The sequence below is a fragment of the Flammeovirga sp. OC4 genome (genome assembly GCF_000812565.1).
Lineage (GTDB): Bacteria > Bacteroidota > Bacteroidia > Cytophagales > Flammeovirgaceae > Flammeovirga.
The window spans coordinates 38,649-53,782 of sequence record NZ_JTAM01000051.1; the positions used below are offsets into that span (position 1 = coordinate 38,649).

Below are 15,134 nucleotides of genomic sequence, written 5' to 3' on the forward strand. Positions count from 1 at the left end.
TGTGAGGATATCGAAAAGTGAGTTTGAAAGTACGTAATGAAAAAGAGAGTCGCTATTGACATAGGCAATACTTTAATGAAAGTTGGATTCTTTCAAGACAACGAATTGATAGATGTTTGTGTCTTTAAAGAGGAAGTAGAACTTATAAAAGCATTAAAAGACTTCTCTTGCGAATGTATTGGTATAGCAAATGTGGGCAAAATTGAAAATAATTTGGTCCAAGAACTAGAAAAAGAGTTTGATGTTATTATTATTACATCAGATTTGAAATTACCGTTCATCAATCGTTACGCAACTCCTAAAACATTGGGAGTAGACCGAATTGCAGCAGTAGTTGGTGCAATGTCTATTTTTCCTAATGAAAACTGTCTTGTTATTGATATCGGCACTTGTGTCACTTATGATTTCATTAATTACAAAAACGAATATTTAGGTGGTGGAATTTCACCAGGAATAAATATGAGATTAAAAGCAATGCATTCATTTACGGCTAACTTACCTCTTCTAGAATGGGAAGGAACTAATGTTGACCTGATCGGCAACAGTACTGATAATTGTATGTTATCAGGGGCGGTAAATGGAATCACAGCTGAAATTGATGGAATTATTCGCCAATATGAGGCTAAATATGGTAGAATTAATAATTTACTATGCGGTGGAGTTGCAAATACTTTTGAATCTAAATTAAATTCAAGCATCTTTGCAGACCGAAATTTGGTTCTCAAGGGAATCGATAGTATCCTGAGATTACATGTATAGACGTATTAATCATATCATTCTTACTTGCCTCTCAATTTTTGCGTTCACTACAACAGCTTCAGCGCAAATAGGCAACTCTCCTTTTACAGTATTAGGAGTTGGAAACCCTGTAGAAGCAACCTCTGTTAGAAATAGAGGCATGGGTAACACTGGTGTAGGCTTAGCAAGTTATGGACATTCCAATTTGCTCAATCCTGCAACTTTAACTTATAACAACTTAACGCTTTTTGAGATTGGCATGTACGCCGAACAAAGAACGTTAACAGCAGAAAACCAAACACAAGCTGACTATGGTGGAGGTTTAAGTTACATGACTTTTGCTTTTCCTGTAAGTCAAAGGTGGACAATGAGTGTAGGATTCAAACCTTACACTACTGTAGGGTACAGATTCTCTCAGCTTGACACCTTAAGCATACCTGTCAATGGTCAATTAACTCCCGCTAAGTATTACGCAATTCAGAATGAAGGTAAAGGAGGTATAAACCAAGTTTATTTTTCAAATGCATTTCGTGTTGCAAAAGGCCTTTCGATAGGTCTTGAATTAGGATACAACATTGGAGTTATAGAAAGAAATACAAAAACTGAACTCATTGATGGTTCAAGCGACTTCATCTCAGCAAGAGGAATTCGTTTAAATTATAGAGGTTTAGTTTATAAGCCAGGAGTTTACTACTCTCATCATTTAGGTTCCAAAGAAAAGGGATCGAGAATAAACTTTGGTGCTACATATACTTTTGAACAACAAGTTGATGTAAAACGTCTAGAAGATATTCAAACACGTTCTACAACAGACTTGATTTTAAATCGAGATACTATTATTGTCGATAATTCACAAGTCGCAACAATGCCTCAGGAATTTGCAGTAGGTTTGAGTTACGAATTAGTAGGAAAATTGGCAGTTGCAGTAGACTTTAAACATCAAAATTGGTCAAATTTTGTTGATTATGATGGAAGATCTCAATTAACAGATGCTTATAAAGTAGGTTTAGGTGTTGAATATACTTCCAACTACTTATCAACAAGATATATTGATAGGATTACATATAGAGGCGGTTTTTCTTACGGAATCTCTCCATACGAACCCTACGGGCCTGATAAAAAGATTAAAGAGTATTTAGTGACGGCTGGTATTGAATTCCCAATGGGCTTTTCTTCATTATCTGTCTCTGGACAATATGGATGGAAAGAATCAGAGGTTCAAAACAGTAATACCTTCGATGATCGTCACTATCAATTAAATATAGGTGTAACAATCAACGATCGCTGGTTTGTAAGGCGAAAAATCAACTAATCAATCGGATTTTCAAACATGAATAAGTTAGCAACCTTTCTATTAGGACTAATGTTTGTAGCAGGAATTGCTCAAGCACAAGAAGAAGGAACAGAAGCCGAAAAGGACAATGGTTTAACCGAACAAAATGCTGCTGATGGTAGCGTAAAAAAAGGATGTGATGCGAGAGGGTATTGCTGGGGTGAAAATGTAGAAGAGACTAAGTCGAAATACACTTTCTTCTCTGATAATATGAAAGCAAAGAATTACGGACAAGAAACACTTGACGCGTTCGATTACTTGTATACTAATGCTCCATATATCCATAAAAACTTATATATCTACGGATTGAAGCTTTTCAAAGCTAAACTTTCTGCTGAAACAAAGAAAAAGGCTGCCGCAGATAAAGGTCTTATCACAGAGTATGAAGACATGGTGCTTAAGCTATATGATGAGAGAGGTAAATACTTTGGCGAAGCTGAAAAGTGGGAATCAACAAAAGGTAAATACTTATACAGATATGTAAAAGATCGTCCTGATTTCGACGAGAGACTTCCTGAGTACTATGCTTTCTATAGAAAAGTAGCAGATAGAGACGGTGTTAAAACTGATGATTCAAACATGTCTGCTTATGTTGCAATCGTAGCTAAATTACACATTGCATACAAAAAAGCGGTTCAAGGATTTAACAAAGATCCTAAAACAAAAGCTCAAAAATCAGCAATCTTAACTGCAAATTCAGTAATTGCTAACAAAGAGGGTAAGTACACTGATGATCAAATCAAAGAGTACACTGCTAAAAAAGCTGCTGCTGAGAAGGAATTAGTAAATCTTGAAACTGCGTTTGAAACAAATGACGCTGAATTCAAAAAATACAAAACTTTCAACGAAAACTGGTTAATGGACGAATATGATTTCGTTTCTGAAATTGCTGGTAAAAACATTGAAATTGCTACTGCTGCAAAGAAAGATAAAGATGTAAAAGCTTGGACTCGTATTCAAACTATGGGTGACAAGTACATCATGGGTATGTTAGATATCGACTGTGACTTCATCAACGATAAATTAGGTGCTAAGTTCAAAGCTGATCCTTCTGATATTGCTACTGCTAAGAAGATTGTAGGTTACTCTATCCGTAAAAAATGTATGGATGGTCCTTACTTCATCCAAGCTGCTGAAGTAGTATTTGCTGCTGAACCAACTCCAGCTTACGCAAACTTAATTTCTGGTCAATACATCAAACAAGATGATACAGACAAAGCAATTGAGTGGAAAGAAAAAGCAATCGAGTTATACACTGAAGATCCTTCGAAACAAGCTGAGGCTTCAATTGACCTTGCGAAGTTATATAACAAGAAAGGTTTAAAAACTCAAGCTCGTGCTCAAGCTTACAAAGCAGTCGAGTTTGATAGCGAAATCTCTAAAGAAGCTTACACTTTCATTGGTGACCTTTACATGGGTTCTTACAAGCAATGTTTCGAGTCTTCTAATGACAACGTTCACGAAAGAGCTTGTTACTTAGCTGCATATGATATGTACCAAAAAGCAGGTGCTTCATCTAAAATGGCTGCTGCTCAAAAGCAATTCCCTTCTAAGTCTGATGTATTTACATTAGCTGCGAAAGGTTATGCTGAAGGTAAAGCATTACAAATTGGATGTTGGATCGGTGGATCAACTACTTTAAGAGTTCGTCCATAGTTTCAATAAACATTGAAAATACTTCAAGCCTCATACTTCAAAAGTATGGGGCTTTTTTTATGACAAACAACTATTATATGAAATGAAAAAACTATTATTAATCACTCTCTCCCATTTGCTGTTTATGAGTTGTTCTTCGTCTTCAGATAAAGTAACAGTCACATGGAATATCAAATTAAATCATCCCGTTGAGAAAGATATTTTTATTGTCGGCAACCAGGACTTCCTTGGAACTTGGGACCCAACGCAAGTCAAAATGGAGAGAGTAAATGAGTTGAACTGGATTTTTAGCCATAAAGTTGAGCCTAGGAAATTATTAGAATTTAAATTCACACTTGGAGACTGGAAATTTCAAGCCGCAGATATAAATGGAAATGAAAGACAGAATGACGAATTCATAGTACCTCAACAAGACACTACTTTTCATCTAACAATAGAAAAATGGACAGATGGAAAAAAGAAAAAAGTGCAAGGCCAAATCACTGGTGAAGTTCGTTATCATCGAAACTTTCATATTGATGGAATTTTAGATAGGGATATTATCGTATGGTTGCCACCTTCCTATTTGAGCGACACGGATAAAAGATACCCCGTGTTGTATATGCATGATGGTCAAAATATCATAGACCCTGCAACTTCTTCATTCGGTGTAGATTGGCAAGTAGATGAAACAGTTGACAGTTTGGTTCGTAAGGATCTACTAGAAGAGATCATTATTGTAGGATCATACTGTACTACTGATCGAACTGAAGACTATGGAGATACAGATAAGGGAAAAATCTATCGTAAATCAATCGCTATCGATCTAAAACATTTTATTGACAATAACTATAGAACTAAACCAGAGAAGCAAAATACAGTAGTAGCAGGCTCTTCAATGGGCGGTTTGGTCAGTTTTATGATTGCGTGGGAATATGCAGACCTATTTAAGGGAGCAATATGCATGTCACCTGCATTTAAATATGAAGATTTTGATCATATAGAAAGTATCAAAGACAGTTCTAAAAAGGAACTTCTCATTTACATTGACAATGGAGGTAAACAAGTAGATGTTATACTTCAAGAAGGAGTTGATAAGATGTCAGCATCCCTACTAGAAAAAGGTTTCAAACAGAATAATGACCTTTTTGTAGTAATTGACAAAGAAGCTAGACATTCTGAAGGAGATTGGGCAAAGCGTTTCCCTAATGCGATTCAGTTGTTTTTTTAAGAAATAATAAGTTTCAAATCAAACAATTAACCCTTTTATTACTTTAATTTTGTAGTAGAAGGGTATTTTTATATTACCCTCATCATTTGCTTAAATTCATTACAATCAAAACAATAAAGAATATGAAAAAGTATTTTCTACTTTTCAGTATTTCGTTCTTCTATTTTTCTCAAAATTTATATTCTCAAAACTATAAAACCAATCAAAAATTATTAGCAGAGAAAGAGAATCAATTACAAAAATTAGAAAAAGAATTTAGTATAGATTCGGTTTCTCTTAGCAGTTTAGTTTATGGACTAGAAAGAGAAATTAGAAATATTGAACACGAACGAGATTCAATACATCAATATCTAAATGATATTAAGCCTGTCAATAACGCTATAGGTACTTTTAAAAAGGATATTAGCATTACCAATAAGGCGGATAAGAAAGATTATTATTTTGACGAAGGAGATTCCGTACTACTTGTCAATCACTCTAGAAGCACTTTCACCTTTCAAACTACTAACGGTTATCAGTATACTATCAATAAGAAGTATATTAAGGCAGTCAGTGGAAAAAAAGAAACTACATCATTAATCGCCCAATATCAAAACAAGGTTGAAGACTACAATGAACTTGTTGCTTCGCTTCCTTCTAAAGAATGGTTTCAATACGATATCAAAAGGGTACAAAAAGAACGAGATAATTATCAGGCCCAGTACGATCAAATGGTCAATGAGATACAACTGATCAAAGAAGAAATAAAACAGCTCAGTGCTATTCTCAATATCAAAACTACAATATAAAGTAAAAAGGCTACCAAAATAATGGTAGCCTTTTATGCAAATTAATTATTCGATTAATTGAAGGATTATAAGTAGAATACCTGAACAAATTTTCTTGAGTAATTAGCACCGTCTGACCTAGTACTGTTTTGTATGTTCAAGCTTTAGTTAAATTATATTTATAATTGAATTGGCTAGTATGTATGTAATTTCTTATTCTATGACTGAAAATGAATCAATGTATTTTTTATCATCAATTTCTAATTCTATCATATAAACTCCTGATGGAAAGTCTTTTAATTCATATTTAGTATATTTTTTTGCTCCTGCTAAAAACTTATCTTCATAGATGATTTCACCAAATTCATCTTGAAGTTTTAATTTAATGAACCCTTTTATCTGAGCATCTAGCATCAAATATAAATCCTCATCTTTAACAGATACCTCAAACTTCTCTTGTTGAGAGGTAAGAGTATAATTCATCATAATAGCTGTTTTAGAAGGAGTTACAAAGAACTCACGAGTCATTATTTTATCTTCAAATCGCATTTGAAAAATAAATTTCCCAACAGGAAGTGACTTTAGATTAATATCTTCTCTAACTTTTCCTGTTGAAATAATAGTTTTCTCATGATAAATATTTCCTTGTCTATCTGATATTCTAAAGTTTATTTCTTCTCCATTTAAATCGTCAAATATCAAGCTTACAGCTTTGCCATTTAAAGACGCTTTAAAGAAATATGATATACCATTAAATGGTAAGTAAAAGTCATTTGCTAAAGCCGTTATACTCGATAACGACACTATAAATAATGCGCTTAAGATGATTAGTTTTTTCATAATATTTAGAGAGATTAGTGGGATGTAATAATTGAATGTTTGTATTAGTATGTGATTTAATATATGACAAAGGTAGAAGTAGATAAATAGTTATAATATGTCGATCAACACATTTACACAATTTTTTACACCATATTAAAAGCTGCTAAAAAACAGTATTTAAAATATAAGTATTTCAATAAAACACATCTATCATTAATGAAATCACAATAACATACCATATACACCCCTCAAATTCAATTTATTCAAAATATGATTTTAAAAACACAGATATTAAACGTACCTAATACACCATGATATAACAGCTAATTTGTTGTTATGTGAAAAATGAAATATTTTTTATATTTTTTAAGATTCAATTGTTGTTGATAGGCTATTATTAGTTGTCATTAATTCAAACTAAGTACTAAATCATAAGTATTTAAATTCAGTCTATTTTTTCGACAACATGAAAGTAATAACTATTATTCTATTTCTTCTATTTTCATTTACAGCTATATCGGCTCAAGAAAAAAACTCTTTTTGGAAATCATTAAAAGTTACTGGTTTAGGAATTGGTGAAATTGGTTTTCAGTGGGATCCTCTTGATGATGATGACACATGGCACAATTTACCTGCAGATCAAAGAAAAGAAGAAGATCGTCCACATGGGTTTGTTTCTTATGGTTTAGACTTACAACTCAATCACATGATTGACGGTGCCTCTTTTGTAGGTATAGGATATCAATATCAACAGTTTGTGGAACAAGATATTTTAGGGCCAATGAATACCTATTATCTACATTTCAGAACAGGTGATGATTTTGACAACAAATATTGCCTTTTTGTTGAACTAGACTTGGGTGGTTGTTTTATGCAGAACTATTTTGAGGGTATCATGTACAGGGCAAATGTAGGTATTGACTTCAATGGTCTTAATATCCCTCAAGTCACTCCTACCGTAAATTTATATATTGGCCAAAGGGTGTTGAACAATATATCAACAAGAAAAAAAACAGGTGGTTTTTATACGATGTTTGGGGCTAGTATTGGGATGAGAATACATTAATAAAAGAAAAACCTCATACCCTTTCGGATATGAGGTTCTACTATTTTGAAGTTCCTCACTTTCTAAGTATGGTGATGAACTGATTCTTCTAACATTGGGTGGTTTTGAGGGATCAAACCGCCTTTGCTTAGACCTGTAAAATACAAGTATAAGAAGATCGATAGGAAGATCATACCAGTACCAATTTCAGTTAAACCGAATCCTCCATTTTCTTTTAATGAACCTGGAACGATTAATAAGCAGTACTCCATGAAGTGACCGAAAATTACAACTACTGCTACAATTTTCATCATGATAGTCTTACGCTTAGCGTCACGAGTCATTAATACGAAGAATGGGAATAAGAAGTTAGTTACTAAAATACCGAAGAATAATGGAGCGTAAGTATCGCTCTTCAAACGGTCAACAAAGTATACTGTTTCCTCTGGAATGTTTGCATAGTAAATCAATAAGAATTGAGAGAACCATAAGTACGACCAGAAGATAGAGAAACCAAATAAGAACTTACCTAAGTCATGTAAGTGGTTCTCGTTTACTAATTTCAAATAACCCATGTCTTGTAGGATCAATACAAACAATGACATAAACGCCACTGCTGTTACTAACCAACCAGCAAGGATGTACCACCCGAATAGAGTAGAGAACCAGTGCGTGTCGATTGACATGATCCAATCCCATGAAGTGATTGATTCAGAAATACCAAAGAAAATTAAGAAAGCTACTGAAAGTCTCTGTGCTTTTCTGAAGTATTTCGTTGTTCCTGACATATCTTGATCTTCAGCCTTAGTTACTTTGTTCAAGATGAACCCAAAGAAAGTCCAAATTGTAACGAAAAGTACCATTCTGAATAAGAAGAAAGGAACGTTTAAGAAATCTGTTTTACCTGCAATGATTGCATCATATGTAGGTGAGTTAGGATCAGCAATTCCATCGTGTGTCCAGTGGAAAATTGTATGAGAACCTACTAAAAAAGTAATCAATAATACAATACCACCAACTGGGATAAACTGACGGAAGTTCAACATTACTCTCATGATTAATGTAGGCCAACCTGAGTTCGCTACATATTGAAGAGCAAAGAAGAAGAAACCTAACAGGGCTACGCCTGTGAAGAATACTCCACTCATCCAGAAATCTACGATAATACGCTGATACCAGTGGAATTCACCGTGGTGTCCTCCGCCATGAGCGTCACCGTGAGCACCATCTGAAGCAACAGAAGCTACCTCAGTTGCATGCTGTACTGCTGCGTGATGGTCATCGTGACCACCACCCATCATCAAGAAGATCGCACCCAACACGAACAATACCACTCCGATACCGCCGATGAGCAACACGTTCTTCTTCAGTTTACCATCAAAAGTAAACTGTTCTTGAACATTTTTAAGATCTACATCTACGTGTGCCATATCTCTATATTTAATATAGTTAAGATCGTTGGGACGATCTAGTTTCCTTGAAGTTTTCTAACATACTTAACAATAGCCCAACGCTCTTCAGGGTTTACCTGAGATTTGTGAGGCCACATATTTCCTTTACCGTGAGTGATCACGTGGAAAATATGTCCATCAGTCGCTTTCTTGATCGATCTACCTTTCAAGTTAGCTACACCACCGTATACTTTACCTACTTTACCTTTACCGTCACCTTTTTCACCGTGACAAGGCATACAGTAAGCTGTAAATAAGTGCTCACCTTGAGCTAATACAGCAGGAGTTGCTTCTAATGGATTTTTTAAGTTAGCGGCTGCCCACTCTAATGAATCTTTTGATACCTCCATATAATAAAGGATTGCTTGATCCGCAGTAGGAGCTGCTTGACCAGTTACTTTTGTAAAGTTTTGACGCTTTACAGTACCAGCAACTGGATCCTTAACATTGATTGTTATCTTTTTCCCTTCAGAATAGTAATCATTGTAAGGTGTTGAGTTGACAAAGTCAGGGTAGTAGAATTGCTCTATTACACCTCCGGCGATGTCCTCATCTGTAAACTGTGAAAGTGGCTCGTAAGGTACTGAGTGGTACATTTGAGGAGCATATTCAAGACCAGTAAAGTTACCGTCACCTTGAATCTTACATCCTGTCATTGCCAATGCTGCTGCACCTATCGCGATTGCTTTCATTACAACTTTATTCGTTCGCATATTGCGTAATGTTTTTTCGTGATAAGATCATTAACCTTTTAACTCTCTCGCAGAATCTGTTACGCCTTTCGTAAACAAGTCAGACACATAATCGAAGAAAGAAGCTTTCTTTTCTCTTTCTGTGAAACTCTTGTTGTTTACTTCTTCAGCACCAACTTCTTGCAATAAAGCTTTAAGCTCATCTTCTGAAAGCGAATTCTTAGCTAAATCGATAGCCATGATATGCTTGTCATCTGATTGACGACGGTCGAAGATTTGAGGAACTTTGTGTGGCTTCAAGTCTTGTGAAACGAAGAATGAACCCGCCATTCCGAATGCAGAGAATAATACTGTTAATTCGAAAGTAATCGGCACAAAGTCAGGAATTGCAATAAATCCTTTACCACCAATGATCATAGGCCATTCAAAACCCATAATCCACGATTGTAATAAAATCGCACAAGTAGTACCTAGAGCTCCAAATCCGAAAGCTGCTCTTGGCATCCAAGAACGCTTATAACCTAATGCATCTTCTAAGAAGTGAACAGGATACGGAGTAAATACCTCATAGATTTTCACACCTTTCTTTCTTAAAGCTTTTACGGCTTTAACCAAGATATCTTGATCACCAAAAACGCCTACTAAATAATTTGTGTTTTTTTCCATCTCTAAATGCTTTTTTATAGATCAACTGGAACTCTATCTGCCTCAGGTACTACTTCGTTTGAGATAGTACGACGAGACTTGTACACCTTAGAATCAGAATCTTTCAATACTGATTTCACCTCTGCCATGTTTACTACTGGGAAGTACTTCGCAAATGCTAAGAACAATGTGAAGAATAAACCAAAAGTAAATACATAACACATCACGTCAGTGATTGTAGGGTTGAAGTACAACCATGATGATGGTAAGTAATCACGGTGAAGTGACGTTACGATAATTACGAAACGCTCGAACCACATACCAATGTTTACTACGATTGAGATAAAGAAGATAAACGGAATGTTTGTTCTTAATTTCTTCACGTAGAATACCTGAGGAGAGATTACGTTACATGCCATCATTGACCAGTATGCCCACCAGTATTGGCCCGTCATACGGTTTACGAATGCATATTGTTCGTATTCTACGCCTGAGTACCATGCGATTACGAATTCGGTAATATATGCGATACCTACAACAGAACCAGTAATTGTAACTACTAGTGACATCATTTCGATGTGCTCCATTGTGATATAATCTTCTAATTTATACAACTTACGTGTCACCAACATCAACGTTAATACCATGGCGAAACCTGAGAAGATCGCACCTGCTACGAAGTATGGAGGGAAGATTGTTGTATGCCATCCTGGAATTACTGACGTTGCAAAGTCCATTGATACAATAGTGTGTACTGAAAGTACTAGAGGTGTTGATAAACCTGCTAAGATCAATGAAACTGCTTCGTAGTGCATCCAAGTTTTTGCTGAACCGTTGAAGCCCATTGAAAGAGCACCGTAGATCAAACGAGGAATCGGCTTGATTGCACGGTCACGGATTGTAGCAAAGTCAGGAACTAGACCAATAAACCAGAATACTAATGATACTGAGAAATACGTCGAGATCGCGAATACGTCCCAAAGTAGTGGTGAGTTGAAGTTCACCCAAAGAGAACCATAAGTGTTTGGTAATGGCAATGCCCAAATACCACCAATCCAAGGACGACCCATGTGTACTACTGGCCAGATAGCGGCACAGATTACGGCAAAGATTGTCATTGCTTCCGCTGCACGGTTAATTGAAGTTCTCCATTTTTGACGGAATAACAACAATACCGCTGAGATTAGTGTACCTGCGTGACCGATACCTACCCACCATACGAAGTTGGTAATATCCCACGCCCATTGAACTGTCTTGTTAAGACCCCAACGACCAATACCGTTCCACAGCATGTCACCTAAATAGTAACCACCTGCAAGAAGTAAGAATAACGATAACGCCATTCCTCCAAACCAACCCTTAGAAGGGTTCGCTTCTACTGGTCGACAGACATCTTCTGTTATGTCCTTGTATGTTTTACCACCAGTTACCAGTGGTTCACGGACTTTCGATACTATCTGCATTTTATCTTATGTAGAGTATGAATAACTAATTTTAAAGTGGACACCTTTTGAATTGCTTCCGAAGGTATCCTTTAATTATGCGTTCTTTTCGTCTTTGTTTCTCACCTTCGCTAGGTAGTAAACGTTAGGACGAGTGTTGATTTCATCTAACACATTGTATGCACGCTCATGTAATTCACCTTCTAATAGTTGGCGAACTTCTGATTCTGGATTGTTCAAGTCACCAAACTTGATCGCACCACTCGCACAAGCAGAAGCACATGCAGTAGAAACGTCTGAGTCAACCAATGGACGGCCTTCTCTCTTCGCATTCAATTTACCTGCCTGCGTTCTTTGCACACACATAGAACATTTTTCCATCACACCACGAGAACGAACAGTAACGTCTGGGTTTAACACCATCTTACCTAAATCGTTATTCATGTGATAGTCAAACTCTTCGTTGTTGTGATATTTGAACCAGTTGAAACGACGTACTTTGTAAGGGCAGTTGTTTGCACAATATTTCGTACCGATACAACGGTTGTAAGTCATTTGGTTTAGACCTTCTGAAGAGTGTGAAGTTGCAGCTACTGGACATACAGTCTCACAAGGAGCGTTGTTACAGTGCTGACACATCATTGGTTGGAATACTACTTCAGGGTTACGTGCAGCACGCTCCATCTTAGCATAATCCGTCATTGATGCATTCTCTTCTTCAGTAAACTCATCCTCTGGACGTTGGCTGTAATAACGGTCCAAACGCAACCAGTGCATTTCACGACGGTTAATTACTTCTTGCTTACCTACAATCGGCACATTGTTTTCAATATGACATGCAGTAACACAAGCTGAACATCCATCACAAGAGTTCAAGTCGATTGCTAATCCCCAATGGTGATTAGGGTATTCGTGAACATCTGCTTTAGTACCAGTAACACTGTTCCATAATAATGCAGCACCTGGCTTGTCATTGTTTTCATTATGGCGGTCGTCTTTGTAACCGTTGTTGTTGATATCCCAAGCAGAAATATCAGTAGCCTTCTCTGGTCCAGAGTAAGTGTTGATCATCACGTCATGTCTAGCAGCAGCAGGGTTTTTCACATACTGAGCAAGTGTAGTCTCTTGGATAATTGACTCACGTGACATGATTGTTTCGTGTGTTTGTGTCTGAGCAACATCAACTGAAGCGTCAGTTGCAGCAACAGAAACACCTGAAGTGATCGAGTAGTTTGTTAAACCTTTAGCTCCTAATAATGACATTGCATTGAAACCAGCAGCTTCTTCAGCAACCTTACCTAAAGATGTTTGTCCGTATCCTAGAGGAACTGCAACAACACCTTGAGCTAAACCTGGCTGCATGATTACTGGTAATTCAAAGCTACCACCTTTCGTCGCTACCTTAAGTACTTTCTTCTTCGTTTCAAACTCTTTGTGAACGTCCAATTTACGAGCGTCCTCAGGAGTTACTGCTACGAAGTTACCCCAAGTCACTTTAGTAATTGGATCTGGAGTTTCTTGTACATAAGGGTTGTTTGCCAATGTACCGTAACCCATTACAGTCGATGCATAAGCAACAAACTCCCACTCTGAAGTTGTTCTATATTTAGCGGCTACTTTCGCACCAGCATCAGCTGCGTTAAATGACGCTGAGTAATCAACGTTCGCAACACCTGTGTCGTGGATTGACTTATAGCTACCTGTATTTTCTGTTTCGAAGATACCGTTGTGTAATGCTCTTACCCAGAATGACTGTGATGTAGATTCTTTCGATTGCAACGCGAATACGTCTTTCTTCCAGAATGATTTCACTACGTCATCATACTCTTCTTCGCTACCAGCCCATGCTAAGAATGAATCTTGAGCTTGACGCGTATCGAAAATAGTATTGATTGTTGGTTGAGCAACACTGAAGTAACCTCTCTTGTACTCTGCATCGTTCCAAGACTCCAAGAAATGCTTATCAGGAGTATTGAAAGTACAAAGTTTAGCAGTAGCATCTAAACGGTCGTTTGTCGCAACTGACAATTTCGCCTTTTTGATACCTGCTGCAATTTCTTTACCTCTAGCGTAATCATAAACTGGGTTACAGTTATAGAAGATTACAGCACCGTATTTTCCAGCTTTCAATGCATCAATAAATGCATTCATCTGAACATCGCTACCTTGACGAGTGTAAAGAGGAGTATTTAAATCAATTGTTTTACCATAGTTGTCAAGCATTTGGTTGATACCGTTCACTAAAAGTTGAACGTTAACATCATTGATACCTGAAACTACAACTGATTTACCTTTTGCTTTTAATAAAGCTTTCGCTGCACGAGCAATGTTAGCGTCTTTCAATGCACCTTTTACAGTAGCATTTCCAGTTGCTTTCGCAATTGCATTGTAAAGAGCAGCTACAGCTACACCTTCTTGAGAAGGCTTTAATGGTGAACGGTAGTCCGCAGCAGCACCAGTAATAGTAAGCATTGTCTCAAAACTGAATACTTGAGACATTTTCTTCTTATTAGGTCCTACCTTTCTGTTTTTAGCGAAATCTTGTGATAATACACCTGGAGCAACCCAGTTACCTAAGATATCTGCATTAAAACTTACGATCACATCTGCTTTATCCAAAGCGTATGATGGAACTACAGCTTTACCAAATTGTGCTTTATTTGCTTCAATAATTGCAGAGTTGTTGTCTTGGTCATAAGTTACCAAGTCAGCATTGTACTTACCTGCAAATTGATTTAAAACTTTCTTTGTAGATGGAGATACAATAGTATTTGATACTACTGCTACTTTTCCTGCGGCAGCTAAACCTTTGATGATTTCAGCATCAGCTTTCTTCCAAGTAGTGGCTTTACCACCTTTAGAAGGAGCTTTAGCTCTTTCCTCATCATATAAGCCCATGATTGACGCGTTTGCACGAGCAGTGACCGCACCTTGAGAGTACGCAGAGAAAGTGTTACCTTCAATGAAGATAGGTCTACCCTCTCTAGTTTTCACTACAACCGGCATAGCATCAGAACCATTGAAGAATGTAGAAGCGTAATAGTTTGCTACACCTGGATCAATGTTTTCTGGCTTGTTTAAGTAAGGAATCGCCTTCTTCACTGGAGCTTCACATGCTGCTAAAGAAACTGCAGCTACTGAGAATCCCATTACTTTTAAGAAGTCTCGTCTGTTGCTTTTGAATTCACCCTCCGTATTATCTCCGTAAGCATCTTTGATTGTTAGATGCTGAGGGAATTCTTTTTCCGCATATTTTACAAACTCAGGGTCGTTCGTTAGTTGTTCGACGCCTTTCCAATATTCTTTCTTTGCCATTTCTCTATATGTAGAAAA

At 36.7% G+C, this 15,134-nt stretch carries 12 protein-coding genes; 6 read left to right on the plus strand and 6 right to left on the minus strand.

What is annotated here, in order from left to right; translation table 11 throughout:
- Positions 1–36 precede the first annotated feature (36 nt).
- The 5 genes from PL77_RS21255 to PL77_RS21275 all read left to right on the plus strand — a co-directional run bounded on the left by PL77_RS21255 (position 37) and on the right by PL77_RS21275 (position 5,725).
- Positions 37–759 (plus strand): type III pantothenate kinase, encoded by a 723-nt coding sequence (locus PL77_RS21255; RefSeq protein WP_044210014.1) that lies wholly within the window; start codon positions 37–39, stop codon positions 757–759.
- Positions 752–2,050, plus strand: coding sequence for an OmpP1/FadL family transporter (locus tag PL77_RS21260; RefSeq protein ID WP_044210015.1), 1,299 nt, complete (start codon positions 752–754; stop codon positions 2,048–2,050). Before PL77_RS21255 ends, PL77_RS21260 begins: the two co-directional genes overlap by 8 nt.
- 18 nt (positions 2,051–2,068) lie before the next feature.
- Complete coding sequence (locus tag PL77_RS21265) at positions 2,069–3,727, plus strand: hypothetical protein (protein WP_156152471.1); 1,659 nt, start codon at positions 2,069–2,071, stop codon at positions 3,725–3,727.
- 82 nt (positions 3,728–3,809) lie between these two features.
- Positions 3,810–4,937 carry an alpha/beta hydrolase-fold protein gene (locus PL77_RS21270; protein WP_044210018.1) on the plus strand — a complete coding sequence of 376 codons (1,128 nt, stop codon included), beginning with the start codon at positions 3,810–3,812 and terminating at the stop codon, positions 4,935–4,937.
- Between the two features lie 122 nt (positions 4,938–5,059).
- Positions 5,060–5,725 carry a hypothetical protein gene (locus PL77_RS21275; RefSeq protein WP_044210019.1) on the plus strand — a complete coding sequence of 222 codons (666 nt, stop codon included), beginning with the start codon at positions 5,060–5,062 and terminating at the stop codon, positions 5,723–5,725.
- 192 nt (positions 5,726–5,917) lie between these two features.
- Here the strand turns inward: PL77_RS21275 and PL77_RS21280 are convergent, their stop codons facing one another.
- On the minus strand, positions 5,918–6,544 hold the full coding sequence (locus tag PL77_RS21280; protein WP_044210021.1) for a hypothetical protein: 627 nt from the start codon (positions 6,542–6,544) through the stop codon (positions 5,918–5,920).
- Positions 6,545–6,992: 448 nt separating this feature from the next.
- On the opposite strand from PL77_RS21280, the gene PL77_RS21285 reads away from it, so the two are divergent.
- Positions 6,993–7,592 carry a hypothetical protein gene (locus PL77_RS21285; RefSeq protein ID WP_044210023.1) on the plus strand — a complete coding sequence of 200 codons (600 nt, stop codon included), beginning with the start codon at positions 6,993–6,995 and terminating at the stop codon, positions 7,590–7,592.
- A 62-nt stretch (positions 7,593–7,654) separates the two neighbouring features.
- Here the strand turns inward: PL77_RS21285 and PL77_RS21290 are convergent, their stop codons facing one another.
- From PL77_RS21290 to PL77_RS21310, 5 genes are all read right to left on the minus strand, one after another.
- Positions 7,655–9,001: a quinol:cytochrome C oxidoreductase gene (locus PL77_RS21290; RefSeq protein WP_044210024.1), complete on the minus strand. Its 1,347-nt coding sequence runs from the start codon at positions 8,999–9,001 to the stop codon at positions 7,655–7,657.
- Between the two features lie 38 nt (positions 9,002–9,039).
- Entirely contained in the window at positions 9,040–9,735 is a 696-nt protein-coding gene (locus PL77_RS21295) for a cytochrome c (protein ID WP_052444617.1), read from the minus strand.
- A 30-nt stretch (positions 9,736–9,765) separates the two neighbouring features.
- Positions 9,766–10,380 carry a DUF3341 domain-containing protein gene (locus PL77_RS21300; protein WP_044210026.1) on the minus strand — a complete coding sequence of 205 codons (615 nt, stop codon included), beginning with the start codon at positions 10,378–10,380 and terminating at the stop codon, positions 9,766–9,768.
- 14 nt (positions 10,381–10,394) lie between these two features.
- Positions 10,395–11,822 carry an NrfD/PsrC family molybdoenzyme membrane anchor subunit gene (gene nrfD, locus PL77_RS21305; RefSeq protein WP_044210028.1) on the minus strand — a complete coding sequence of 476 codons (1,428 nt, stop codon included), beginning with the start codon at positions 11,820–11,822 and terminating at the stop codon, positions 10,395–10,397.
- Positions 11,823–11,897: 75 nt separating this feature from the next.
- On the minus strand, positions 11,898–15,116 hold the full coding sequence (locus PL77_RS21310; RefSeq protein WP_044210031.1) for a TAT-variant-translocated molybdopterin oxidoreductase: 3,219 nt from the start codon (positions 15,114–15,116) through the stop codon (positions 11,898–11,900).
- Positions 15,117–15,134 lie beyond the last annotated feature (18 nt).

Excerpts from the sequence above, each read along its gene's own strand:
- PL77_RS21285 (WP_044210023.1), top strand. The coding sequence starts at position 6,993 with ATGAAAGTAATAACTATTATTCTATTTCTTCTATTTTCATTTACAGCT.
- nrfD (WP_044210028.1), bottom strand. The coding sequence starts at position 11,822 with ATGCAGATAGTATCGAAAGTCCGTGAACCACTGGTAACTGGTGGTAAA.
- PL77_RS21275 (WP_044210019.1), top strand. The coding sequence starts at position 5,060 with ATGAAAAAGTATTTTCTACTTTTCAGTATTTCGTTCTTCTATTTTTCT.
- PL77_RS21300 (WP_044210026.1), bottom strand. The coding sequence starts at position 10,380 with ATGGAAAAAAACACAAATTATTTAGTAGGCGTTTTTGGTGATCAAGAT.
- PL77_RS21265 (WP_156152471.1), top strand. The coding sequence starts at position 2,069 with ATGAATAAGTTAGCAACCTTTCTATTAGGACTAATGTTTGTAGCAGGA.
- PL77_RS21260 (WP_044210015.1), top strand. The coding sequence starts at position 752 with ATGTATAGACGTATTAATCATATCATTCTTACTTGCCTCTCAATTTTT.
- PL77_RS21255 (WP_044210014.1), top strand. The coding sequence starts at position 37 with ATGAAAAAGAGAGTCGCTATTGACATAGGCAATACTTTAATGAAAGTT.
- PL77_RS21310 (WP_044210031.1), bottom strand. The coding sequence starts at position 15,116 with ATGGCAAAGAAAGAATATTGGAAAGGCGTCGAACAACTAACGAACGAC.
- PL77_RS21280 (WP_044210021.1), bottom strand. The coding sequence starts at position 6,544 with ATGAAAAAACTAATCATCTTAAGCGCATTATTTATAGTGTCGTTATCG.
- PL77_RS21295 (WP_052444617.1), bottom strand. The coding sequence starts at position 9,735 with ATGCGAACGAATAAAGTTGTAATGAAAGCAATCGCGATAGGTGCAGCA.
- PL77_RS21290 (WP_044210024.1), bottom strand. The coding sequence starts at position 9,001 with ATGGCACACGTAGATGTAGATCTTAAAAATGTTCAAGAACAGTTTACT.
- PL77_RS21270 (WP_044210018.1), top strand. The coding sequence starts at position 3,810 with ATGAAAAAACTATTATTAATCACTCTCTCCCATTTGCTGTTTATGAGT.